25 protein-coding genes are annotated in these 21,907 nt (G+C 62.9%); 19 read left to right on the top strand and 6 right to left on the bottom strand.

Annotated features, from left to right (window positions below):
- Positions 1-73 precede the first annotated feature (73 nt).
- Positions 74-1,060, bottom strand: a complete 987-nt coding sequence (locus ACFSOZ_RS21025; RefSeq protein WP_379101148.1) for a Gfo/Idh/MocA family protein — start codon at positions 1,058-1,060, stop codon at positions 74-76.
- A 263-nt stretch (positions 1,061-1,323) separates the two neighbouring features.
- Between ACFSOZ_RS21025 and rpmI the strand changes: the two genes are divergently transcribed.
- The 6 genes from rpmI to ACFSOZ_RS20995 all read left to right on the top strand — a co-directional run bounded on the left by rpmI (position 1,324) and on the right by ACFSOZ_RS20995 (position 6,674).
- Positions 1,324-1,527: a 50S ribosomal protein L35 gene (gene rpmI, locus ACFSOZ_RS21020; protein ID WP_006201248.1), complete on the top strand. Its 204-nt coding sequence runs from the start codon at positions 1,324-1,326 to the stop codon at positions 1,525-1,527.
- Between the two features lie 37 nt (positions 1,528-1,564).
- Entirely contained in the window at positions 1,565-1,966 is a 402-nt protein-coding gene (gene rplT, locus ACFSOZ_RS21015; RefSeq protein WP_379101146.1) for a 50S ribosomal protein L20, read from the top strand.
- A gap of 144 nt (positions 1,967-2,110) precedes the next feature.
- The gene (gene pheS, locus ACFSOZ_RS21010) at positions 2,111-3,208 is read left to right on the top strand and encodes a phenylalanine--tRNA ligase subunit alpha (RefSeq protein WP_379101144.1); all 1,098 of its coding nucleotides are present in this window, start codon (positions 2,111-2,113) and stop codon (positions 3,206-3,208) included.
- Positions 3,205-3,627, top strand: a complete 423-nt coding sequence (locus tag ACFSOZ_RS21005) for a GFA family protein (protein ID WP_379101142.1) — start codon at positions 3,205-3,207, stop codon at positions 3,625-3,627. The genes pheS and ACFSOZ_RS21005 overlap by 4 nt, the downstream gene beginning before the upstream one ends.
- Positions 3,624-6,032: a phenylalanine--tRNA ligase subunit beta gene (pheT, locus tag ACFSOZ_RS21000; protein WP_379101140.1), complete on the top strand. Its 2,409-nt coding sequence runs from the start codon at positions 3,624-3,626 to the stop codon at positions 6,030-6,032. Before ACFSOZ_RS21005 ends, pheT begins: the two co-directional genes overlap by 4 nt.
- 39 nt (positions 6,033-6,071) lie before the next feature.
- Positions 6,072-6,674 carry a nucleotidyltransferase family protein gene (locus tag ACFSOZ_RS20995; RefSeq protein ID WP_379101138.1) on the top strand — a complete coding sequence of 201 codons (603 nt, stop codon included), beginning with the start codon at positions 6,072-6,074 and terminating at the stop codon, positions 6,672-6,674.
- 165 nt (positions 6,675-6,839) lie between these two features.
- Here the strand turns inward: ACFSOZ_RS20995 and ACFSOZ_RS20990 are convergent, their stop codons facing one another.
- A complete protein-coding gene (locus ACFSOZ_RS20990; RefSeq protein ID WP_379101137.1) occupies positions 6,840-7,835 on the bottom strand; it encodes an aldo/keto reductase in 996 nt (331 codons plus the stop codon).
- 96 nt (positions 7,836-7,931) lie between these two features.
- Between ACFSOZ_RS20990 and ACFSOZ_RS20985 the strand changes: the two genes are divergently transcribed.
- The 3 genes from ACFSOZ_RS20985 to ACFSOZ_RS20975 all read left to right on the top strand — a co-directional run bounded on the left by ACFSOZ_RS20985 (position 7,932) and on the right by ACFSOZ_RS20975 (position 10,116).
- Positions 7,932-8,822 (top strand): LysR family transcriptional regulator, encoded by an 891-nt coding sequence (locus ACFSOZ_RS20985; protein ID WP_379101135.1) that lies wholly within the window; start codon positions 7,932-7,934, stop codon positions 8,820-8,822.
- A 73-nt stretch (positions 8,823-8,895) separates the two neighbouring features.
- Positions 8,896-9,468, top strand: a complete 573-nt coding sequence (locus tag ACFSOZ_RS20980) for a cytochrome b (RefSeq protein ID WP_379101133.1) — start codon at positions 8,896-8,898, stop codon at positions 9,466-9,468.
- A 72-nt stretch (positions 9,469-9,540) separates the two neighbouring features.
- The gene (locus ACFSOZ_RS20975; RefSeq protein WP_379101131.1) at positions 9,541-10,116 is read left to right on the top strand and encodes a YceI family protein; all 576 of its coding nucleotides are present in this window, start codon (positions 9,541-9,543) and stop codon (positions 10,114-10,116) included.
- A 303-nt stretch (positions 10,117-10,419) separates the two neighbouring features.
- Here ACFSOZ_RS20975 and ACFSOZ_RS20970 read toward each other — a convergent pair whose 3' ends face one another.
- Complete coding sequence (locus ACFSOZ_RS20970; protein WP_379101129.1) at positions 10,420-11,046, bottom strand: methyltransferase family protein; 627 nt, start codon at positions 11,044-11,046, stop codon at positions 10,420-10,422.
- A 140-nt stretch (positions 11,047-11,186) separates the two neighbouring features.
- A complete protein-coding gene (infC, locus tag ACFSOZ_RS20965) occupies positions 11,187-11,723 on the bottom strand; it encodes a translation initiation factor IF-3 (RefSeq protein WP_010912915.1) in 537 nt (178 codons plus the stop codon).
- Positions 11,724-11,946: 223 nt separating this feature from the next.
- Here infC and ACFSOZ_RS20960 point away from each other — a divergent pair, with 223 nt between their 5' ends.
- Both ACFSOZ_RS20960 and ACFSOZ_RS20955 read left to right on the top strand, forming a co-directional pair.
- On the top strand, positions 11,947-12,711 hold the full coding sequence (locus ACFSOZ_RS20960) for an alpha/beta hydrolase (RefSeq protein WP_379101127.1): 765 nt from the start codon (positions 11,947-11,949) through the stop codon (positions 12,709-12,711).
- 5 nt (positions 12,712-12,716) lie between these two features.
- Positions 12,717-13,901, top strand: a complete 1,185-nt coding sequence (locus ACFSOZ_RS20955) for a benzoate/H(+) symporter BenE family transporter (protein WP_379101125.1) — start codon at positions 12,717-12,719, stop codon at positions 13,899-13,901.
- 88 nt (positions 13,902-13,989) lie between these two features.
- Here ACFSOZ_RS20955 and ACFSOZ_RS20950 read toward each other — a convergent pair whose 3' ends face one another.
- On the bottom strand, positions 13,990-15,003 hold the full coding sequence (locus tag ACFSOZ_RS20950; RefSeq protein WP_379101124.1) for a 1-aminocyclopropane-1-carboxylate deaminase: 1,014 nt from the start codon (positions 15,001-15,003) through the stop codon (positions 13,990-13,992).
- 162 nt (positions 15,004-15,165) lie between these two features.
- Here ACFSOZ_RS20950 and ACFSOZ_RS20945 point away from each other — a divergent pair, with 162 nt between their 5' ends.
- From ACFSOZ_RS20945 to ACFSOZ_RS20930, 4 genes are all read left to right on the top strand, one after another.
- On the top strand, positions 15,166-15,630 hold the full coding sequence (locus ACFSOZ_RS20945) for an Lrp/AsnC ligand binding domain-containing protein (RefSeq protein WP_379101122.1): 465 nt from the start codon (positions 15,166-15,168) through the stop codon (positions 15,628-15,630).
- 226 nt (positions 15,631-15,856) lie between these two features.
- On the top strand, positions 15,857-16,339 hold the full coding sequence (locus tag ACFSOZ_RS20940) for a DUF2852 domain-containing protein (protein WP_379101120.1): 483 nt from the start codon (positions 15,857-15,859) through the stop codon (positions 16,337-16,339).
- 98 nt (positions 16,340-16,437) lie between these two features.
- The gene (locus ACFSOZ_RS20935) at positions 16,438-17,196 is read left to right on the top strand and encodes a M48 family metallopeptidase (protein ID WP_379101119.1); all 759 of its coding nucleotides are present in this window, start codon (positions 16,438-16,440) and stop codon (positions 17,194-17,196) included.
- A 3-nt stretch (positions 17,197-17,199) separates the two neighbouring features.
- The gene (locus ACFSOZ_RS20930) at positions 17,200-17,667 is read left to right on the top strand and encodes a hypothetical protein (RefSeq protein ID WP_379101116.1); all 468 of its coding nucleotides are present in this window, start codon (positions 17,200-17,202) and stop codon (positions 17,665-17,667) included.
- Between the two features lie 21 nt (positions 17,668-17,688).
- On the opposite strand, the gene ACFSOZ_RS20925 is transcribed toward ACFSOZ_RS20930, so the two are convergent.
- Positions 17,689-17,907 carry a hypothetical protein gene (locus ACFSOZ_RS20925; RefSeq protein WP_379101114.1) on the bottom strand — a complete coding sequence of 73 codons (219 nt, stop codon included), beginning with the start codon at positions 17,905-17,907 and terminating at the stop codon, positions 17,689-17,691.
- Between the two features lie 112 nt (positions 17,908-18,019).
- Between ACFSOZ_RS20925 and ACFSOZ_RS20920 the strand changes: the two genes are divergently transcribed.
- The 4 genes from ACFSOZ_RS20920 (at position 18,020) to accD (ending at position 21,833) form a co-directional block, all read left to right on the top strand.
- Complete coding sequence (locus ACFSOZ_RS20920) at positions 18,020-18,679, top strand: phosphoribosylanthranilate isomerase (RefSeq protein WP_379101112.1); 660 nt, start codon at positions 18,020-18,022, stop codon at positions 18,677-18,679.
- Positions 18,680-18,766: 87 nt separating this feature from the next.
- Positions 18,767-20,017: a tryptophan synthase subunit beta gene (gene trpB, locus ACFSOZ_RS20915; RefSeq protein WP_379101110.1), complete on the top strand. Its 1,251-nt coding sequence runs from the start codon at positions 18,767-18,769 to the stop codon at positions 20,015-20,017.
- Positions 20,018-20,019: 2 nt separating this feature from the next.
- Entirely contained in the window at positions 20,020-20,859 is an 840-nt protein-coding gene (trpA, locus tag ACFSOZ_RS20910) for a tryptophan synthase subunit alpha (RefSeq protein ID WP_379101108.1), read from the top strand.
- Positions 20,860-20,906: 47 nt separating this feature from the next.
- On the top strand, positions 20,907-21,833 hold the full coding sequence (gene accD, locus ACFSOZ_RS20905) for an acetyl-CoA carboxylase, carboxyltransferase subunit beta (protein WP_379101106.1): 927 nt from the start codon (positions 20,907-20,909) through the stop codon (positions 21,831-21,833).
- Positions 21,834-21,907 lie beyond the last annotated feature (74 nt).

The following is a 21,907-nucleotide window of genomic DNA, read 5'->3' as shown; positions in this document are numbered from 1 at the left end:
CCATTAGCCGGCTGAATCAATTCCAGAAAACGTGTGAAATGGCTTTCCGTCCGGAATTGCGTCAAACAAAGGGCTAGACGGCCTCCCAACCGTCCTTGCCGCCGGCGCGGAAGATGGCGTCGATGACCTTCTGGTTGAGCACGGACTCCTCCAGCGTGAAGACGCGTTCCTTGCCGCCCTGCGCCGCCCGCGCAAAGGTCTCGACCTCCAGACGGTATTGCTGCGTGCCGGGGAAGCGGAACACTTGCGCGTCGGTGTGGTTCTGGTTGTGCAGTTCGACGCGGTGATGGTCGTAGAGCCCGGCGTTGAAGGGCGAGAACACTTCGATGAAACCCTTCTCGCCATGGAACACCATCCCCTGGCGCGCCGCCATCTGCGTCGACAGGTAGAAGGACAGCTCGAAGTCGCCGAAATCGGCGCGGATCGAGGAGTAGATGTCGGTGCCGAATTTCTTGTCGCGCTCGATCGTCGCCTGCACGCGCAGCGGCTCCTTGCCCGTGGAAAAGCGCGTCGAGACAGTCGGATAGACGCCGATATCGGGCAGCGCGCCGCCGCCGAGATCGAGCTGGTTGCGCATGTTGTTGGGGTCGACATTGTAATAGGAGAACGCGCCCTGCACATGCCGCAGCCGGCCGATGGCGCCGCTGGCGATGAGGTCGCGCACCTTGATCCATTGCGGGTGGTAGACGACCATGAAGGCCTCGCAGACCAGCACTTTTTTGGCATCGCGCAGCTTGATCAGGGGGAGAATGTCCTTGGCGTCGAGCGCCAGCGGCTTTTCGACCAGCACATGCTTGCCGGCCTCGATCGCCTTGGCCGTCCATTCGACGTGCTGCGAGGTCGGCAGCGGGATGTAGATGCCGTCGACCTCGCTGGAGGCGAGCAGGTCCTCATAGGAGCCGAAGGCGTGGCGCGCGCCGAAGCGTTCGGCCAGTGCCTTGGCCTTCGACAGGTCGCGGCTGGCGATCGCCGACAGAACGCCGTTCTCCGCCTCGACCATTGCCGGCAACAAATGCTCGCGGCCGATCTTGGCCGTCGACAACACACCCCATCGGAACATCAGGCTTCTCCATCGCGATTACAGGCGACGAGGTTTGCCCGAAATCGGCGGAAAAGCCAATGCGGGTGCCAGGTCTCCTCGCCCCACGAAGTGTGGAGCCGCGCAGTGGGTGTTGCACAGCCGTCTGCTTTGACGTATAGGACCGCCGTTCAAGAAAACCGCCCGGCAGGGCATGCCGTGGCGGTTTCATTTGCTTTTCGGGCTTTGGTCGGCCCGAAGCGAACAAGAAGCGCGATAGTGCGCCAACAATACGGAGTAGCAAAATGCCCAAGATGAAGACCAAATCCGCCGCCAAAAAGCGGTTCAAGATCACAGGTACGGGTAAAGTCCTGTCGGCTGCGGCCGGCAAGCGTCACGGCATGATCAAGCGTTCCAACAAGTTCATTCGAAATGCCCGCGGCACGATGGTTCTGGCTGAACCGGATGGCAAGAAGGTCATCAAGAATTTTCTGCCGAACGGCCTCTAAGGCATTCGGTCCGGACACGTTTTAAGGAGATCATGACATGGCACGCGTAAAGAGAGGCGTCACCTCGCACGCCAAGCACAAGAAGGTCCTGAGAGCCGCGAAAGGCTTCTACGGCCGCCGCAAGAACACCATCCGCATCGCCAAGCAGGCGGTGGAAAAGTCGATGCAGTACGCGTATCGCGACCGCAAGAACCGCAAGCGCTCGTTCCGCGCGCTGTGGATCCAGCGCATCAACGCCGCGACGCACGAGCACGGCCTGACCTATGGCCGCTTCATCGACGGCCTCAACAAGTCGGGCATCGAGATCGATCGCAAGATCCTGTCGGACATGGCCATCCATGAGCCGCAGGCTTTCGCCGCACTGGTGGCCAAGGCCAAGGTCGCGCTCGAATATCTGAAGAACACCACGCCGAACGCTTTTGAAAGCGCTGTCGCCTAAGACCAGCGCTTCCCAAGCATTCGAAATTCTGATTTGGGGAACCCGCGCTGGCACGGCTGGCGCGGGTTTTCTTATGCCTGATGTAACCAAAATGGTGACGACGAACCCAAATGGTGTCGGTCGCCCGATCGAGAGAGCTTCGCCGTGAACGCCACTGCTGGAAATCTTGAAGCCCTGGAAGCCTCGTTGCTTGCCGACATCGCGTCGGCCGCCGATGAACCGGCCATCGAGGCCGTGCGCATCGCTGCCTTCGGCAAGAAGGGCACCGTGTCCGAGATGCTGAAAACGCTTGGCGCCATGACCGCCGAGGAGCGCCAGCTCAAGGGCCCTGTTATCAACGGCCTCAAGAACCGGGTCACCGAGGCGCTGACGGCCCGCAAGGTCGAGCTGAAGGACGTGTCGATCACCGCCCGCCTGGCCGCCGAAAAGGTCGACGTGACGCTGCCGGTGCGGCAGTCGCCGGCCGAGCGCGGCCGCATCCATCCGATCAGCCAGGTCATCGACGAGATCGCGGCGATCTTCGGCGACCTCGGTTTCTCGATCGCCGAAGGTCCGGATATCGAGAGCGATTACTACAACTTCACCGCGCTGAATTTCCCGGAAGGCCATCCAGCGCGCGAGATGCACGACACCTTCTTCTTCCAGCCGGACGAGAAGGGCGAGCGCAAGCTTTTGCGCACCCACACGTCGCCGGTGCAGATCCGTACCATGGAGACGAAGAAGCCGCCGATCCGGATCGTCATTCCTGGAAAAACCTACCGGCAGGATTCGGACGCCACCCATTCGCCGATGTTCCACCAGGTCGAGGGGCTGGTGATCGACAAGACGGCCAATGTCGCCAACATGAAGTGGGTGCTTGAGGAATTCTGCAAGGCCTTCTTCGAAGTGCCCTCGGTCAAGATGCGCTTCCGGCCGTCCTTCTTCCCGTTCACCGAACCCAGCCTCGAGGTCGACATCCAGTGCGACCGCTCCAGGCCCGGCGAAGTGCGCTTCGGCGAAGGCTCCGACTGGATGGAGATCCTCGGCTGCGGCATGGTGCATCCCAATGTGCTGCGCCATGGCGGGCTCGACCCCGACGAATATCAGGGCTTTGCCTGGGGCATGGGCATCGACCGCATCGCCATGCTGAAATACGGCATGCCGGACCTGCGCGCTTTCTTCGACGCCGACGTCCGCTGGCTGTCGCATTACGGTTTCAGGCCGCTCGACATGCCGACGCTGTTCGGAGGCCTGAGCGCATGACAGCGCCCCACGCCGGCGGCTGCCGCTGCGGCGCCGTGCGGTTCGAGGCCTCGGCCGAACCGCACCACGTCAGCTATTGCCATTGCGGCGATTGCCGGCGGGCCAGCGGCGCGCCGGTATCGGCCTTTGTCGGCTTCCTGGTCGATCAGGTCGCGTTCACCGGCAAGGCGCTGAAGATGTACGAGAACGGGCCGGTGACGCGCTCGTTCTGCGGAGTCTGCGGCTCGCCCATCGCCTATGTCGACGAGCGGCTGGAGGACGACATCTATTTCATGCTCGGCGCCATGGACATGCCGGCCGATTTCAGGCCGACCCTGCATGCCTATGTGAGCGAGCAGCTTCCCTTCGTGCACATGTCCGACGATCTGCCGAGACATCTGAAAACAAGCGTCAAAAGACCAGACGGAACAGTCCAATGAAATTCACCCTCTCCTGGCTCAAGGACCACCTCGAGACCGACGCCTCGCTCAACGAGATCGTCGAGCGGCTGACCTCGATCGGCCTCGAAGTCGAGCATGTCGACGACAAGTCGAGTCTCAAACCGTTCGTCATCGCCAAGGTGCTGACCGCCGTGCAGCACCCTGATGCCGACCGGCTGCGGGTGCTCACCGTCGACACCGGCGACGGCAAGGCGCCGGTGCAAGTGGTGTGCGGGGCACCCAACGCGCGCGCGGGCCTGATCGGCGCCTTTGCCGCGCCCGGCACCTATGTGCCCGGCATCGACGTGACGCTGACGGTCGGCAAGATCAGAGGCGTCGAAAGCCATGGCATGATGTGTTCCGAGCGCGAGCTGGAACTTTCCGACGAGCACAACGGCATCATCGACCTGCCGGCCGACGCACCTGTCGGCACCAGCTTCGCCAGCTATGCGCATCTCGACGATCCGCTCATCGAGATCAACCTGACGCCCAATCGGCCGGACGCGACTAGCGTTTTCGGCATCGCCAGGGATCTGGCGGCGAGCGGGCTTGGCAAGTTGAAGAGCGCTGCGATCGGAGCGATCTCCGGCACCGGCGAGACGCCGGTCAAGGTGACGATCGAAGCGCCGGAACTGTGCCCCGGCTTTGCGCTGCGGTTGGTGCGCGGCGTCAAGAACGGCCCGTCACCGAAATGGCTGCAGCAGCGGCTGATCGCCATTGGGCTTCGGCCGATCAGCGCACTGGTCGACATCACCAACTACGTCGCCTTCGACCGCGGCCGGCCGCTGCATGTGTTCGACGCCGGGAAGGTTGCCGGCAATCTGACCGTGCGGCGGGCGCGCGATGGCGAAAAGGTGCAGGCGCTCGACGGCCGCGAATACACGCTGACGCCGGAGATGTGCGTCATATCAGACGAGGACGGCGTCGAGTCGATTGCCGGCATCATGGGCGGCGAGCATTCGGGCTGCGACGAGAACACGTCAGACGTGCTGATCGAATCGGCCCTTTGGGATCCGATCACCACCGCCCGCACCGGCCGCACGCTCGGCATCATCACCGACGCACGCTACCGTTTCGAGCGCGGCGTGGACCCCGAATTCATGGTGCCCGGCGTCGAACTGGCGACCAGGCTGGTGCTCGATTTCTGCGGCGGCACGCCGACGGAAATCGAGGTGGCTGGCTATGCCGGCCATATCGGGAAGATCGTTTCCTTCCCGCTTTCGGAAGTGAAGCGGCTGACCGGCATCGAGGTGCCACGGGCGGAAAGCCTCGACATCCTGTCGCGCCTCGGCTTCGAGCCGCAGGGCTCGGGCGATGTCGTCGATGTGAAGGTTCCGTCATGGCGTCCCGATGTGGATGGCAAGGCCGACTTGGTCGAGGAGGTCATGCGCATCCACGGCGTCGATAACATCGCGCCGCAGCCGCTCGGTGCGCATGACGCGGTCAATGCAAAAATTCTCACCACGCTGCAGGTCCGCACCCGCACGGCCAAGCGCGCGCTCGCCGTGCGTGGCATGATGGAGGCCGTCACCTGGTCGTTCATCCCGGCCAGGCACGCCGAACTGTTCGGCGGCGGCCAGACGGCGCTGAAGCTCGCCAACCCGATCGCCGCCGACATGTCCGACATGCGGCCGTCGCTGCTGCCGGGGCTGATCGCCGCTACCCAGCGCAATGCCGACAGGGGCATCGGCGACGTCGCCCTGTTCGAAGTGTCGGGCACCTATGAGGGCGACGGCGCCGACCAGCAGCGGCGCGTGGCCGCCGGCGTGCGGCGCGGCACGGCCAAACTCGACGGCTCGGGCCGCAATTGGGCCGGCAATTCAGGCGCCGTGGGCGTGTTCGACGCCAAGGCCGATGCGATCGCCGCACTCGAAGCTTGCGGTGCGCCGGTCGACCGATTGCAGGTCGAGGCCGGCGGTCCGGCCTGGTATCATCCCGGCCGTTCCGGCACCATCAAGCTCGGCCCGAAAACCGTGCTCGGCACCTTCGGCGAGTTCCATCCGAAGACGCTGGAAGGGCTCGATGTCTCCGGACCGCTCTGCGGCTTCGAGGTGTTCGTCGATGCCGTGCCGGAGCCGAAAGCCAAGCCGACGAAAACCAAGCCGAGGCTGGAACTCTCCGCCTTCCAGGCGGTGAAGCGCGATTTCGCCTTCGTCGTCGACAGGACGGTCGAGGCCGGAACGCTGATCCGTGCCGCGTTGGCCGCCGACAAGAAGCTGATATCAGGCGTTTCGGTCTTCGATATCTTCGAAGGCGCATCGCTCGGCGAGGGCAAGAAGTCGATCGCCATCGAAGTGTCGATCCAGCCGGTCGAAAAGACCCTGACCGACGAGGATTTCGAGGCCTTGGCCAAGCGCATCGTCGAGAATGTCGGCAAGCAGACCGGTGGCGTGCTGAGGACTTGAGGGATTGCGGGCAAGTGGCGAATCGCCCTCCAAAGGGTGATGGACCATTTGCGCTATTCAGGGCTCCCGTTCGACGCGCAACGCGCGGCGTTTCTCGACATCGTGTCGACAGATGCGTTGCTGAATGACGCCCTGGTTCGGGCGCGGCGTCTTGCCTTACCCGACTGGCTGCTGGTCTCCGGCGCGCTCTACAACACCGTCTGGAACCGGTTGACCGGAAAACCGTCTGGTTACGGCATCAAGGATGTCGACCTGTTCTATTTCGATGAGAGCGATCTCTCCTATGAAGCCGAGGATGGCGTGATTGCCACTGCCGCCCCGATCTTCGCCGGGCTGCCGCTACCGGTCGAGGTGCGCAATCAGGCCCGTGTTCATCTCTGGTATCCCCTGAAGTTCGGACAACCGTGCCCGCGCCATACGAGTTCCAGCGACTCGGTCCGCCACTTCGCCTCCAAAACCCACGCGGTCGGCGTCCGTTTCGATGCGGATGGGCAGCTTGACCTCGTGGCGCCGTTTGGCCTCGACGACATCTTCTCGTTTCGCATCACCCCGAACCGGTCAATGGACAACCGGCAGACGCACGAGGCCAAGGGCGCGCGTGCGAAGGCCAATTGGCCGGAGATTACGGTCGTGCCGTGGTGAGTGTTCACCCTCCCCTTGTGGGGAGGGTCGCGAAGCAAAGGCCGCAAGGCGGCTTTTGCGAAGCGGGGTGGGGGTTCTCGTAGGGCGCTAGCCCCACCCCGTATCGCTGTCTCCACTTCGCTGCGACAGCGAGCCGACCCTCCCCACAAGGGGGAGGGTGAAGGCTCACCCATTCACCAGCGCCAGCAACTCCTCGGTGTAGCGCTTGCCAGTGACCTTGTCGGGCGACAGTGCATCGCCGATGGCTTGCACCTCGGCCGCGCTCAGTTCGATCCCGGCCGCCGCCGTGTTCTGTTCGAGGTGGTGGATTTTCCGCGCGCCGGGGATCGGCACGATGAAATCGCCCTGGTGCAGCACCCAGGCGAGCGCCAGTTGCGCCGAGGTGACGCCCTTGTCAGCCGCCATCTTCTCCAGCGTGGCGATCACTGCAGCATTGGCGGCCATGGCATCGGCCTGGAAGCGCGGCAGGCCGCGGCGCCAGTCGTCGTCATTCAAAGCCTCGGGTTTGGCGATGGTGCCGGTCAAAAGGCCGCGGCCGAGTGGGCTGTAGGGGACAAAGCCGATGCCAAGCTCGCGGCAGACCGCGAACACCTCGTCTTCCGGATCGCGGCTCCACAGCGAGTATTCGCTCTGCACGGCTGATATCGGATGCACGGCATGCGCCCGGCGGATGGTCGCCGCACTCGCTTCCGACAGGCCGAGCGCCCGCACCTTGCCTTCGCGCACCAGCTCGGCCATGGCGCCGACCGTGTCCTCGATCGGCACGTTGGGGTCGACGCGGTGCTGGTAGTAGAGGTCGATGACATCGGTACCCAGCCGCTTCAGCGACGCCTCGGCGACCGCCTTGACGTGCTCCGGGCGGCTGTCGACGCCGGCCATGCGCTCGGTGCCGGTGCCTTCCTCCAAGATCCTGAAGCCGAACTTGGTGGCGATGGTCAGATGATGACGCACCGACTTCAGCGCCTTGCCGAGCAGGATCTCGTTCTCATAAGGGCCGTAGACTTCGGCCGTGTCGAAGAAATTGACGCCGATGTCGACGGCGCGGTGCAGGGTGGCGATCGCGTCGGCTTCCGCCTGGCCACCATAGCCGAAGCTCATGCCCATGCAGCCGAGGCCGACGGGATAGACGTTCAATTCAGTTCCTAGCTTGCGGGTTTGCATCACGCGTCTCCTTGTTGTGATGCGACAGAGATAACGCGTTGCCTTATGTTCGATAATCGTCTCTTCTGCGTACGGCCTGTTCTAAATAATAGATCAATGAACCGAACCCATCTTTCACAACTCGCGGTGCTGGCGACCGTCGCCCAATGCGGCAGCTTTCGCGGCGCGGCCAGGGAACTGGCCATCGCGCCTTCGGCGGTCAGTCATGCGGTTTCCAGCCTCGAAGCGCGGCTTGGCGTTCGCCTCCTGTCGCGCAGCACGCGCAGCGTCGCGCCCACCGAAGAAGGCGCGCAATTGCTGGAGCGCCTGCGGCCGGCCCTGTCGGAGATCGACCTGGCGCTGGAAACGGCGATCGAGGCACGCGACCGGCCGGCCGGCAATCTGAGGCTGACCGTACCGCGCACTGCCGCCCAGCTCACGCTGGCACCACGGCTCGGCGCTTTTGCCCAGGCGTTTCCAGATATCGTGCTGGAAATCGTCGTCGAGGATCGCTTCACCGATGTGGTCGAGGGCGGCTTCGATGCCGGAGTGCGGCTCGGCGAAAGCCTGCAGCGCGACATGATCGCGGTGAGGATCGGGCCGTCGATCCGTGGCGCCGTTGTTGCCGCCCTTTCCTATTTTGAGACCATGCCGCGCCCGCTCCATCCACGCGACCTGGCAGGGCATCGCTGCGTCCGTTTCCGCTTCTCGAGCGGCGTGCTTTACCGCTGGGAGTTCGAGAAGGATGGCGAGGAGTTGGAGATCGCTGTCGAAGGCCCGCTGATCGTCGGCGAGGATCGCCTGAATGTCGAAGCGGCGATCAACGGTGCCGGCCTGACCTTTGTGTTCGAAGGCTATGTCAGCGAGGCGATCGCCGACGGCAGGCTTGTGCGCGTGCTGGAAGACTGGTGCCCGCCCTTCGACGGCTTCTTCGTCTACTATCCCAGCCGGCGCCAGATGCGGCCGGCGCTCAGGGCCTTCGTCGACTTTTTCAAGGTGAGTGGATGAAGCGCGACCACCCCCCTTGTGGGAAGGGTAAAGTGCGCTGGAAGAAAGCCGACCTGGTATTCGTTCACCTCCCATGCAGGCAACAATCACCAACAGCACGACCCGCTACGGCTGGGGCTCGATCATTCTTCACTGGCTGATTGCACTGATCTTCGTCGGCCAGTTCGGGCTCGGCTTCATCATGGTGCGGCTCACCAGCCAGCGCACCGCCTTCGAACTGATCCAGCTGCACAAGTCCTTCGGCTTTCTGCTGCTTGGGCTGGTGATCCTGCGCGTCGCCTGGCGCCTCGGCAATGCGGCTCCGGCGCTACCGCGCTCGGTCGGAACCTTGGAGCGCCGGGCCGCGCCGCTCGCTCACGTTGCGCTCTATGCGTTTCAGCTCGCCCTGCCTTTGTCCGGCTGGGCGCTGGTGTCGGTGTCGATGCTGGAGATTCCCTCGATGCCGTTCAATCTTTTCGTCATGCCTAACCTGCCGCTGGCTGAATCGGATGCGGCCGAAAGCTTCTGGGCGTCAGCGCACTGGTATCTTGCCTATGCCGGCATCGCCCTGGTCGTGCTGCATGTCGCGGCAGCGCTGCGTCATCATTTCCAGCTCAGGGATGGTGTGCTCACGCGCATGATCACGCCTTCGTTAGATCGGGAATAGAGCGACCGGGTCATTCGTTCATGAGGTGAAGGGCGCGCAGGAAATGCGCTGCCTCCAACAAGGAACACCCCCATGTACACGCGCATCCTCGGATTTGCGGCGGTCGCCGCTTGCCTTGCCATGCCTGCCTCGGCGGCCATAGCACTTAGCGATGCCGCCGGCAGCTACGCGATCAGCCCGGCCAGCTCCAGCATCCGCTTTTCCATCGGCAAGGTCGGTGGTGGCGGCCTTGATGGCGCCTTCGTCCGCTTCAACGGCTCGATCCGCATCGACAACAGCGATGTCGCCCGCTCGCAGGTCAACTTCACCATCTTCCCCGAAAGCGTCGGCACCGGCCAGGCCCGCATCGATGCCTTCCTGCGCTCCGACGCCGTGTTCGACGCCGCCAACAGTCCGGAAATCCAGTTTCGCTCGACCAGCGTGACCCGCACCAGCGACACCACGGCCCTCGTCAGCGGCCGGCTGACGGCGCGCGGCAAGACGTTTCCGGAAAAATTCTCCGCCGAGCTTGGCGGCCTCAAGGCCGGCACCATAAAATTCCATGTCACCGGCAAGGTGCTCAGGTCACGCTACGGCATGGATGTCGGCACACCGATCTATTCGAACATCGTCGACTTCGACATGACGCTGACCGGTAAAAAGGGCTGAACGGTTGCAGGGCCTGGGTTCCTCCCCCCGCAAAGCGGGGAAGAGGTGCCCCGGCGTAGCCGGGGCCGCGAAGCCAGGAGCGCCTGCAAGAACAGGGCGCGAGACGGGCCGCGACACAAAGCCTGTCAGGCACCTTTGGCAGCAATGCTAGCCCGCCACGAAACCCTCTCCGTCCCGGCTTCGCCCGGCCACCACTCGACGAGCAAAGGACGCAGTGGCACTTGATTTCTGCGCGGATCCTTCCCGAAAATCGATCGCGATTTTCGGGGTCATGCGCCTGGGATGCTAAGGCTCCGTCCCCGATCAGGGGAGCGTAAACAATACCGGCAACATGCCCGACTGCTGGGCGCCGTCGATCAGTTCGAAGGCCGGCAGCGCGACGAGGAACACGAGGCCGTCGAGCAGCGTGGTCAACAGCAGGCGCGGCTTGAAGCTGCCTGTGTCGCCTTCCTGGTAGAGCGACAGCTTCGGGAAGAAGCGCGGCACCCGCGCCAGATAGGCCTGATACGGCGCGCCGAGCGCCTCCTTGAGGAATTTCTCCTCGCGCAGGATGACGATGTGGAAGGCGCCCGCGCACAGAACAGCGAAGAGAAGGATGCCGGAGAACGAGCCGATCTGTGCGCCGACGCCGGCCGCGGCCACGGTCGAGAACACATAGAGCGGGTTGCGGGTGATCGAGTAGGGCCCGCCTGTCACCACCTCGGAAGATTTGCGCCCGCCGATGTAGAGCGTCGCCCAAAGGCGACCGCAGATACCCAGGAAAATCAGCAGCACGCCGAACATCTCGATCGACTCATGCATCGGCGTGTCGGGCGGGAAGGTCGATTGCCCGAACAGCAGCGCTGCAAACAGCACCACCACGAGCACGGCAAGCACTATCCTGCGCGTGCGCTGGTAGTGACCCAGCCCGTATTTCAGTTCTTTGTCCAAGGGAGGAATCCGATCGTCGAAGAGCTTAGCCGGCGATCGCAGCTTGGCCAAGAAACAGGCGTCCCGCCGATCGCCGGGACGCCCTGTGGCACAATTCAGGCGGATTTAGAGCGCGATGACGGACCTGACGTCATCGTGATCTAGCGCGGCGCCAGCACCATCATCATCTGGCGGCCTTCGAGCTTCGGTTCCGCTTCGACCTTGGCGATGGTCGCCACTTCCTCGCGCACCTTGTTCAGAAGTTGCATGCCGAGTTCCATATGCGCCATCTCGCGGCCACGGAAACGCAGCGTCAACTTGACCTTGTCGCCTTCCTCGAAGAAGCGGCGAACCGCCTTCATCTTGGTCTCGTAGTCATGGCTGTCGATGTTCGGGCGCATCTTGATCTCCTTGATCTCGATGACCTTCTGGTTCTTGCGCGCCTCGGCCGCCTTCTTCTGGTTGGCGTATTTCAGCTTGCCGAGATCGAGGATCTTGACGACGGGGGGCACCGCATTGGGCGATATCTCGACGAGATCGAGCCCAGCCTCTTCGGCGAGCAGCAATGCGTCGTTGATGGAAACATCGCCGCGGTTCTGGCCTTCGGCGTCGATAAGCTGGACCCGGGGAACCCGGATGTCACGGTTGGAGCGCGGGCCATCCTTGGTCGGCGCCGCTGCTTTGAAAGGTCTGCGAATGGTCGTGGTCTCCTTGGCCGTTTCGTTCAGGGTTTGTCAGTGTTGATGCGTGGACGCGCCAATGTGGTAAGCGCGCGGGCGAAGTCAATAGCACAGCATTGACAGGAAATCACCCTGATCGCTGCCCTGCACCAAACAAAGAACCATCGCGAGCACTTTTCGCCACGCCACTGGCTGTGCCACAAGACGCCGTGCGCCAAAAGACGGGCGTGAGGAAGAAACCATGACCGACACGCCTCCTGTCTTTCTGGATGTCGACGGATCGAGCATCGCGGTGCGCCATACGACAGGTGCCGCGCCCGGCATCGTCTGGCTCGGCGGCTACAAGTCCGACATGCTGGGCACGAAGGCGCAGACGCTGTCGGACTGGGCGGCAAGAGAAGGCCGCGCCTTCCTGCGCCACGACTATTCCGGTCATGGCGAATCCGGTGGCGCCTTTGCGGACGGCACCATTTCGAAATGGCTTTCGCAGAGCCTCGCCGTGTTCCGGCATTTCACCCAGGGCAAGCAGATCCTGGTCGGCTCCTCGATGGGCGCCTGGATCGCGCTGCGCATGGTGCAGGAGCTGCGCAAGGCGGGCGACACAAACGTCGCCGGCCTGGTGCTGCTGGCGCCGGCGCCGGATTTTACCCACGATCTGGTCGAGCCGGCGCTGACCAAGGCGCAGAAGCGCGACCTCGCCGAAAATGGCTTCTTCGCAGAGCCATCGGACTATTCCACCGAGCCTTACATCTACACAAGCGCGCTGATCGAGGACGGCCGCAACAACCTGACAATGACCGGCCCGATCGACACGCATTGCCCAGTCCACATCCTGCAGGGACTGGCCGATGCGGACGTGCCGGCAAGCCACGCGCTGAAGCTGGTCAGCCTGTTGCCGGCCGACGATGTGACCTTGTCGCTGATATCAGACGGCGACCACCGCCTGTCGCGTCCGCAGGACCTCGACATGCTGGTGCGGGCCGTCGACGCCATGGCACAGAGGTGAAACTGATGCGCATTTCCATTCCGATATCCGCTTTTGTCGCGGCAATCGTCGGCTTCGGCGGCACGTTGGCCATCGTCATCGCCGCCGCCAAGGCGGTCGGCGCGACACAGATCGAGACCGCGAGCTGGGTAACGGCGATCTGCCTAGCGATGGCAATCGAGTGCCTGTGGCTGTCCTGGCGCACGAAGATGCCGGTCATCACCGCGTGGTCGACACCGGGCCTGGCGCTGATCGCCGCGTCGAGCAGCTTCTCGATGGGCGAAGCGGTCGGCGCCTTCATCGTCACCGGCATCCTCTTGATCGCCACCGGCCTGTTCGGACCGCTGACGCGGCTGATCGCCAGGATACCGCCGTCGGTGGCATCGGGCATGCTGGCCGGCATCCTCGTCAGCTTCGCCATCAACGCGGTCAAGGCTATCCCCGCCGATCCCTGGCTGATCCTGCCGCTGATCGCGACCTTCTTCGTCATTCGCCTGTTCAATCCGGCGGTGTCGGTGCTGGTGGTGCTGATCGGCGGCGGCCTCGCCGCTTTCTTGACCGGCCGCGTCGGCGGCTTGCCGACACCGGAACTGTCGACGCTGACGCTGATCGCGCCACACTTCAGCATCGCCGCGATCATCGGCCTGGCGCTACCGCTCTACCTCGTCACCATGGCTTCCCAAAACCTGTCCGGCCTCGCCGTGCTGCGCGCCGCCGGCTATCACCCGGAGCCCGGCCCGCTGATCAGCGTCACCGGCCTGCTTTCGCTGCTGTCGGCGCCGTTTGGCGGCTCGACCACCAATCTGGCGGCGATTTCTGCGGCGATCTGCACCGGGCCAGACGTCCACCCCAACCCCGCCGAACGCTGGAAGACCGGCCCATTCTATGCGCTCGCCTATCTTGTCTTCGCTATCTTCGGTGCGTCGCTGGTGGCGATCTTCGCCGTTCTGCCACAGAGCCTGATCGTGCTGGTGGCGGGTCTCGCGTTGATGGCGCCGCTTGCCAACGCCCTGTCGATCGCGCTCAAGGACGAAGGTCACCGTATGGCCGCCACCGTCACCTTTGCCGTCACCGCTTCGGGTTTGACGCTGTTCGGCGTCGGCGCGGCATTCTGGGGCCTGGTCGCCGGGGTTGTCGTGCTTTTCCTCGAAGAACTCAAAATGCGGCAATCGTTTCAGCCGCTTGTCCGGATTTGGCGGACATTGTCCTGAATCGCCGCCTTTCCCCTTCCCATCCACCGCAACATGCTTCGGCAGGCGGGATAGTCGTCCGAGGTCACCTGCCACGCCCTGCGGGCATTCAGCCATTACGAAACGTATAAGCATAGCCGTTGATGGCTGGAGCGCCGCCAAGGTGGGCGTAAAGCACCTTCGACCCTTCGGGGAAATAGCCCTTCCTAACGAGGTCGATCATGCCCTGCATGGATTTTCCCTCGTAGACAGGATCGGTTATCATGCCTTCAAGGCGCGCGCAGAGACGGATCGCTTCCTTCGTCTCCTGCGAGGGCACGCCGTAGACCGGGTAGGCATAATCCTCGATGAGGATCACATCGTCTTCACTGAGTTCCTTGCCGAGTTCGACCAGCGTCGCCGTGGTCCGCACGATGTCCAGCACTTGCGCCTTGGTCTGCGCCGGGGTGCAGGATGCGTCGATGCCGATCACCTTGCGCTCGCGACCGTCCTTGGCGAAGCCGACCACCATGCCGGCATGGGTCGAGCCGGTGACGGTACAGACGACGATGTAGTCGAAGGCAAGGCCGAGTTCCTTCTCCTGCGCGCGCACCTCTTCGGCGAAGCCAACATAGCCCAGGCCGCCATATTTATGCACCGAAGCCCCGGCCGGAATCGGATAAGGTTTGCCGCCTTTGGCTTTCACATCGGCGATCGCCTGTTCCCAGCTTTCCCTGATTCCGATGTCGAAGCCCTCATCGACCATCTGGACATCGGCGCCCATGATCCGGCTCAAAAGGATGTTGCCGACGCGGTCATAGACGGCGTCCTCGTGGGGCACCCAGCTTTCTTGCACGAGGCGGCATTTCATGCCGATTTTCGCCGCCACGGCTGCCACCATGCGCGTATGGTTGGATTGTACGCCGCCGATCGAAACCAGCGTGTCGGCGTTTGAGGCGATCGCGTCCGGGATGATGTATTCGAGCTTGCGCAACTTGTTGCCGCCGAAGGCGAGGCCGGAATTGCAATCTTCCCGCTTGGCGTAGAGATCGACCTTGCCGCCGAGATGAGCGCTGAGCCGATCCAGTTTCTCGATATGGGTCGGTCCAAATGTGAGCGGATAGCGTTCGAACTTCTCCAACATGAGAGATCCTCCTCTGATTGTGATTTTGATGCTGGAAACACTATCAGTTTTCGCTTGAAAGGTGCTCTCAAAGATCGAGCGGAAAATGCCAGAAATCCAACTTTCTGACGACAAAATGCTATATTTCTTCGATGACTCGCCTTGATAACGGAAGAATCTTCCATGAGAGCATCACTCGACCGGATCGACTTCAAAATGTTGCGCCTGCTCCAGGACAATGGGCGACTGACCAATGCGGAGCTGGCGCAGTCGGTTGTTGTCAGCCCGGCGACGTGCCACCGCCGCACGCAACGCTTGTTCGATGAAGGCTACATCAGCCATGTCAGGGCAGTGGTGACACCGCAGAAGGTCGACAGAGGCGCGCTGGTGATGGTTGGCGTCGTCCTCGACCGCTCGACCCCGGAAAGTTTCGCGGAATTCGAGAAGGCAGTCGCGAAACTGAAGTTCATTCTTGATTGCCATCTGGTGGCAGGCGACTTCGATTATTTTCTGAAGATCAGGGTCGGCGACATGGCGGACTTCAACCGGATCCACGGAGATCAGTTGATCGCATTGCCCGGCGTTCGCCAGACGAGGACGTTCTTCGTCATGAAGGAGGTCGTCGACAACGCGCCACTGGATTTTTGAAAGGAGTGGGTTCCCCGCCGATGCATCAAACCATTGCACCGCCGGCGGCATTGCCACTGTTCCTCATGCCTGGTCGTGCTTTTCTTCGATATGCTCGAAAAGCGATAATCATTTCAGCCTGTTGTCCGGTTTTGGCGGACATTGTCTTGAAACGCCGTTTTCTCCTTCCCATCTCGATTCCACGCAGCCGGATTTTGGCTGTCTCCAACCGAAGGAATGGGAGAAAATGAACACATCTGCATTGATCCGCCCGGCCTGGACGCCGGCGACCATCGCGTTGATGGTGATCGGTTTCATGGTGTTCTGGCCACTCGGCTTCGCCATGCTTGCCTACATCATCTGGGGCGACCGCCTTGATGGTTTCAAGCGTGACGTCAACCGCGCCACCGACGGCATCTTCGCCGGCTGCCGCCGCGGTTCCGACAAGGCGGCGCGCTGGGGTCACGGCTCCACCCGCACCGGCAACGTCGCTTTCGACGATTGGCGCGAAAAGGAGCTTGAGCGCCTCGCTGAGGAACGCCGCAAGCTCGACGAAATGCTGACCCAGTTCGACGACTACGCCCGCGAATTGCGCCGTGCAAAGGACCAGGACGAGTTCGACCGCTTCATGGCCAACCGCAACAAGTCGACGGCTCCGACGAAGACCGACCCGAGCACCGGGACGACCACCACCAAGCGTGGCAAGGGCTCGAACCTGCTTGACGACTGAGGCCCGGCGACAGCCCAAGGTATGATGACGGCGTCGCGCGAGCGGCGCCGTTTCTTTTTTGTTCTATTCGTTTTTCTCGAATCGCGTATCGTCCCGCCATGACCCTCGGATTCTTCCGCAATCTGACAAAGCCCAAGCCCACTCCCGTCGTGGAGCGCGAATATTGCGTCGCCGGCCGTACCTTGCCGCTCAAGATCGTCGAGAACGACCGCGCAAGGCGGCTGACGCTGCGCATCGATTCGGGCGGTAAGGGCCTGCGCATCACCGTGCCGCCAGGCCTGCGCCGCGGCGAGGTAGAAAAGTTCCTCGACCGTCACCAGGACTGGCTGGAGCAGCGTCTGGCCAAGGTGCCGGCCCGGCCGCAGGTGCGGCCGGGCATCAAGATCCCCGTACGCGGCGTGCCGCACCGCATCGTCCATGAGCCTTCGAAGCGCGGCACGGTGACCATATCGAGCGACGAGCGCGGTCCGTTGTTGATCGTGCATGGCGACCGCGTGCACCTGCCGCGCCGCATCGCCGATTTCCTCAAGCGCGAGGCCAAGCGCGAGATCGAGAAGCTGGTGGGCAAACACACGCTGGCGCTGGGCAAGCGCGCCAAGGCGATCCGCTTCAAGGACACGTCGAGCCGCTGGGGCTCCTGCACCTCCGACGGCAATCTGTCGTTTTCCTGGCGCATCATGATGGCGCCGTCGCCTATCATAAACTACCTCGTCGCGCATGAAGTGGCGCATCTCAAGGAGATGAACCACGGTCCGAAATTCTGGAAACTGTGCGAACAGCTTTGCCCGGACACCGAGCGCTGCAAGGCATGGCTGAAGCGCAATGGCGGCGCGCTGCAAGCGATTGCGTTCGAGTAGGGCATGGCCGTTAAGATCGACTATCGGGTGGCTGACGCAGGCTGGGCCGACTGCGATGTAGCTATCGACGGCAGCGCGGCCAGCGTTGAAGCGTCCTATTTGGGCGATGCCTTGCTCGAGCTGATCGAGGCTACACGCGCTATCGTCGACGGTGCGAACTATTCAGTTGCTCACTTCTACGACGAGCCGGGAGAATGCCGCTTTGTCCTTGAGCCACAAGGCGACACGATCAGGGTTCGCATACTGGAGTTTGGGGAAACCTGGTCAGAAGTGCCGGATGAAGCAGGCATTGTAAGACTTGAGGCGGTATGTCCATTGCAGGAGTTCGCTGAGGCGGTTTTGGCAGCAGCGAGTCAGGTTCTCAATACCCATGGGCTGGAAGGGTACAAGGAAAAATGGGTTCGCCACGACTTTCCATCAGAAGCCGTGCATGGGTTGCGCCGCGCACTGCAAGGAGAGACCCTTCACTGACATCTGACCTCGGCATTGCGCTCAATCGTCGTTCGCCGCGTTGAGCTCCTCCGGCCGCAGCCCCTCATCACCGTGATGCGGCCAGGGCAGGAAGTTGCCGTCGAATTCATCGCCGCCGAAATAGTCGAGCGCGCGATGCGCTTCGGCGCCGTTGAAGGCGGCCTTGTCCATCAGATGGGTGATGACCTCGCGCGCCTGCGCGATCTTTTGCCTGAGTTCGGCAACGGTTCTGTCGACCATGATCTTGCTCCCGCCTTGTATCCTGTCCATCAATAGGTAGCGCCTTTGGCCGCGCCGGCAAACAGCATGCTTTTTCTCGACTCTTTTCGCTTTTCGTGCCAATTCCCGCGCCATGGCGCTGGACATCAAGATCTGCGGATTGAAGACCGACGGGGCACTGGCCGCGGCGCTGGCCGGGGGCGCCAGCCATGTCGGCTTTATTTTCTTCGCCAAAAGCCCACGCTATGTCGAACCTGCCGAGGCCGGCCGCCTGCGTGAGGCGGCGCGCGGCAAGGCAAAAGCGGTCGCCGTCACCGTGGATGCCAGCGACGCGTTCCTGGACGAGATCGTGGCGGCGATGCAGCCTGATATGTTGCAATTGCACGGCTCGGAGACGCCCGACCGGGTGGCCGAGCTTAAGGCCCGCTACAACCTGCCGGCCATGAAGGCGCTCTCGGTCAGCGAGGCAGCCGACCTGGAGCGGGTAAAGCCGTTTATCGGCATTGCCGACCACTTCCTGTTCGACGCCAAGCCACCAAAGGGCTCTGAGCTGCCGGGCGGCAATGGCGTCGCCTTCGACTGGCACATCCTCGCCGGCCTTGACGCGGGCGTCGATTACATGCTTTCCGGTGGGCTCAACGCCGCCAACATCGGCGATGCCCTTCGGCTTGCCAACCCGCCCGGAATAGACATTTCCTCAGGCGTGGAAAGCGCGCCGGGCGTCAAGGATCCGGCGCTGATCGAACTATTTTTCCGGGCCGTCAGGGCAGCGCGCGACAACCGCGCCGCCTGACCGGTTCAAACCAGAGCATGTCCCGGAAAAGTGGAAACCGGTTTTCCGACAAGGACATGCTCCCACATCGAGACCAGGAGATCGGCGATGGACAAGCCGGCGACACCCAATTCCTTCCGCACCGGACCCGACGAACAGGGCATGTTCGGCATCTTCGGCGGTCGTTTCGTTGCCGAAACGCTGATGCCGCTGATCCTCGACCTGGAACGGCACTGGAACGAGGTCAAGAACGATCCGGATTTCAGGGCTGAACTCGCGGACCTCTCGACCCACTATGCCGGGCGGCCATCGAAGCTCTATTTCGCGGAAGGCCTGACCAAACATCTTCGTGAGGTTTCCTCGGCGAAAGGCCTCGGGGGCGGCGCCAAGGTCTATTTCAAGCGCGAGGACCTGAACCACACCGGCTCGCACAAGATCAACAACTGCCTCGGCCAGATCCTGCTCGCCAAGCGCATGGGCAAGAAGCGCATCATCGCCGAGACGGGTGCGGGACAGCATGGCGTCGCGTCGGCCACGGTCGCGGCCCGCTTCGGCTTTCCCTGCGTCGTCTATATGGGCGCCACCGACGTCGCCCGCCAAAGCCCGAACGTCTTTCGCATGAAGCTGCTCGGCGCCGAAGTGCGGCCGGTGACCGCGGGCCACGGCACGCTGAAGGACGCCATGAACGAGGCGCTGCGCGACTGGGTGACCAATGTCGAGGACACTTATTACCTGATCGGCACCGCCGCCGGGCCGCACCCCTATCCGGAACTGGTGCGCGACTTCCAGTCGGTGATCGGCACCGAGGCGCGCGCGCAGATCCTCGAGCAGGAAGGCCGGCTGCCGGACACCATCATCGCCTGCGTCGGCGGTGGTTCGAACGCCATCGGCCTTTTCCATCCCTTCCTCGACGACAAGGAGGTTCGCATCATTGGCATCGAGGCCGGCGGCCGTGGTCTCGACGGCATCGAGCATTGCGCCTCGATGAACGCCGGCGCGCCGGGCGTGCTGCACGGCAACCGCACCTATCTCTTGCAGAATTCCGACGGCCAGATCATGGACGGCCATTCGATCTCGGCCGGACTGGACTACCCGGGCGTCGGGCCGGAGCATTCGTGGCTGCGCGATTCCGGCCGCGTCGAATATGTGCCGATCCTCGACGACGAAGCGCTGGAAGCCTTCAAGCTGACGACGCGCGTCGAAGGCATCATCCCGGCGCTGGAATCGGCACACGCCATCGCACATGCGGTGAAGATCGTGCCTGACATGGACAAGGACCAGATCGTCATCGTCAACCTGTCCGGCCGTGGCGACAAGGACGTGCACACGGTGGCCAGCATGCTGGGCATGGAGATCTGATCATGACCACGCGCATCGACCGCCGCATGGCGAAGCTGAAGACTGAAGGCCGCCCGGCACTCGTCACCTATTTCATGGGCGGCGACCCCGACTACGACACCTCGCTGTCGATCATGAAGGCGCTGCCTGGAGCAGGCGCCGACATCATCGAGCTCGGCATGCCTTTCTCCGATCCGATGGCCGACGGCCCGGCGATCCAGGCGGCGGGCTTGAGGGCGCTGAAAGGCGGCCAGACACTGGTCAAGACGCTGAAGATGGCGGCGGAATTCCGCTCCGGCGACAATGAAACGCCGATCGTGCTGATGGGCTACTACAATCCGATCTACATCTACGGCGTCGACCGCTTCCTCAAGGATGCGATCGCGAGCGGCATAGACGGCTTGATCGTCGTCGACCTGCCGCCGGAAATGGACGAGGAGCTGTGCATTCCAGCGCTCAAGGCCGGCATCAACTTCATCCGGCTGGCGACGCCGACCACCGACGACAAGCGCCTGCCCAAGGTGCTGCAGAACACGTCGGGCTTCGTCTATTACGTGTCGATGACCGGTATCACCGGCTCGGCGCTGGCTGATACCGGCAAGGTGGCGGCGGCGGTGAAACGCATCAAGGGTCATACCGACCTGCCGGTCTGCGTCGGCTTCGGCGTCAAGACCGCCGAGCAGGCGCGGGTGATCGGCGCCAATGCCGATGGCGTCGTCGTCGGCACCGCGATCGTCAATGCGGTGGCCAATGTGCTGGGACCGAAGGGCGAAAAGACCGCCGACCCGGCCGAGGCCGTCGCCACGCTGGTCAGCGGCCTTGCGCAAGGCGTGCGCTCGGCCCGCCTTGCTGCTGCCGAATAGTTCGCCTACCTCTTTCCCAACTCTTCGTCAGGACAGGAGCCGAAGCGATGAACTGGATCACCAACTACGTTCGCCCGAAGATCAATTCGATGCTCGGCCGGCGCACCGACATGCCCGAAAATCTCTGGATCAAGGATCCGGAGACCGGCGAGATGGTGTTCCACAAGGATCTGGAATCCAACCAGTTCGTCATCCCGTCTTCCGGCCATCACATGAAGATCTCGGCCAAGGAGCGGCTGAGATTCTTCTTCGACGACGGCAAGTACGAGACCCTAGACAACCCCAAGGTCGTGCAGGATCCGCTGAAGTTCCGCGACGAGAAGCGCTATGTCGATCGGCTGAAGGACGCCAAGGCCAAGACCGGCCTCGAAGACGCGATCATCAATGCGCTGGGAACCGTCGAAGGCCTGCCGGTGGTGGTGACGGTGCAGGACTTCGCCTTCATGGGCGGCTCGCTCGGCATGGCCGCCGGTGACGCCATCGTGCGCGGCTTCGAAGTCGCTTTGCAGCGCAAGCGGCCGCTGATCCTGTTCGCCGCCTCCGGCGGTGCCCGCATGCAGGAAGGCATCCTGTCACTGATGCAGCTGCCGCGCACCACGGTCGGCGTCGATCGGCTGAAGGAAGCCGGCCTGCCCTACATCGTCGTTTTGACCAACCCGACCACCGGCGGCGTCACCGCTTCCTATGCCATGCTGGGCGACGTGCACATCGCCGAGCCCGGCGCGCTGATCGGCTTTGCTGGACCGCGCGTCATCGAACAGACCATCCGCGAAAAACTGCCCGACGGCTTCCAGCGCTCCGAGTACCTGATGGAACACGGCATGGTCGACATGGTGGTGTCGCGCCTGGAGATGCGCCAGACCATCGCAAGGCTGCTGAAGATGCTGCTCAAGATGCCGGAGGAGCAAAAGCCGCTGGAGCCGGAAATCCTGCCGCCGGCAACAATTCCGGCGGAGGCACGTCCACAGGCCTGACGCGACATTCTTCGCCGCGAACCGCGATTGCGCGCGATCCATCGCGCGCTATAGCTTCTTGATTGCACGTGATC

This window comes from Mesorhizobium newzealandense, from assembly GCF_042682145.1.
Classification (GTDB): Bacteria; Pseudomonadota; Alphaproteobacteria; order Rhizobiales; family Rhizobiaceae; genus Mesorhizobium; species Mesorhizobium newzealandense.
This window is presented reverse-complemented; position numbering and strand designations above follow the sequence as displayed.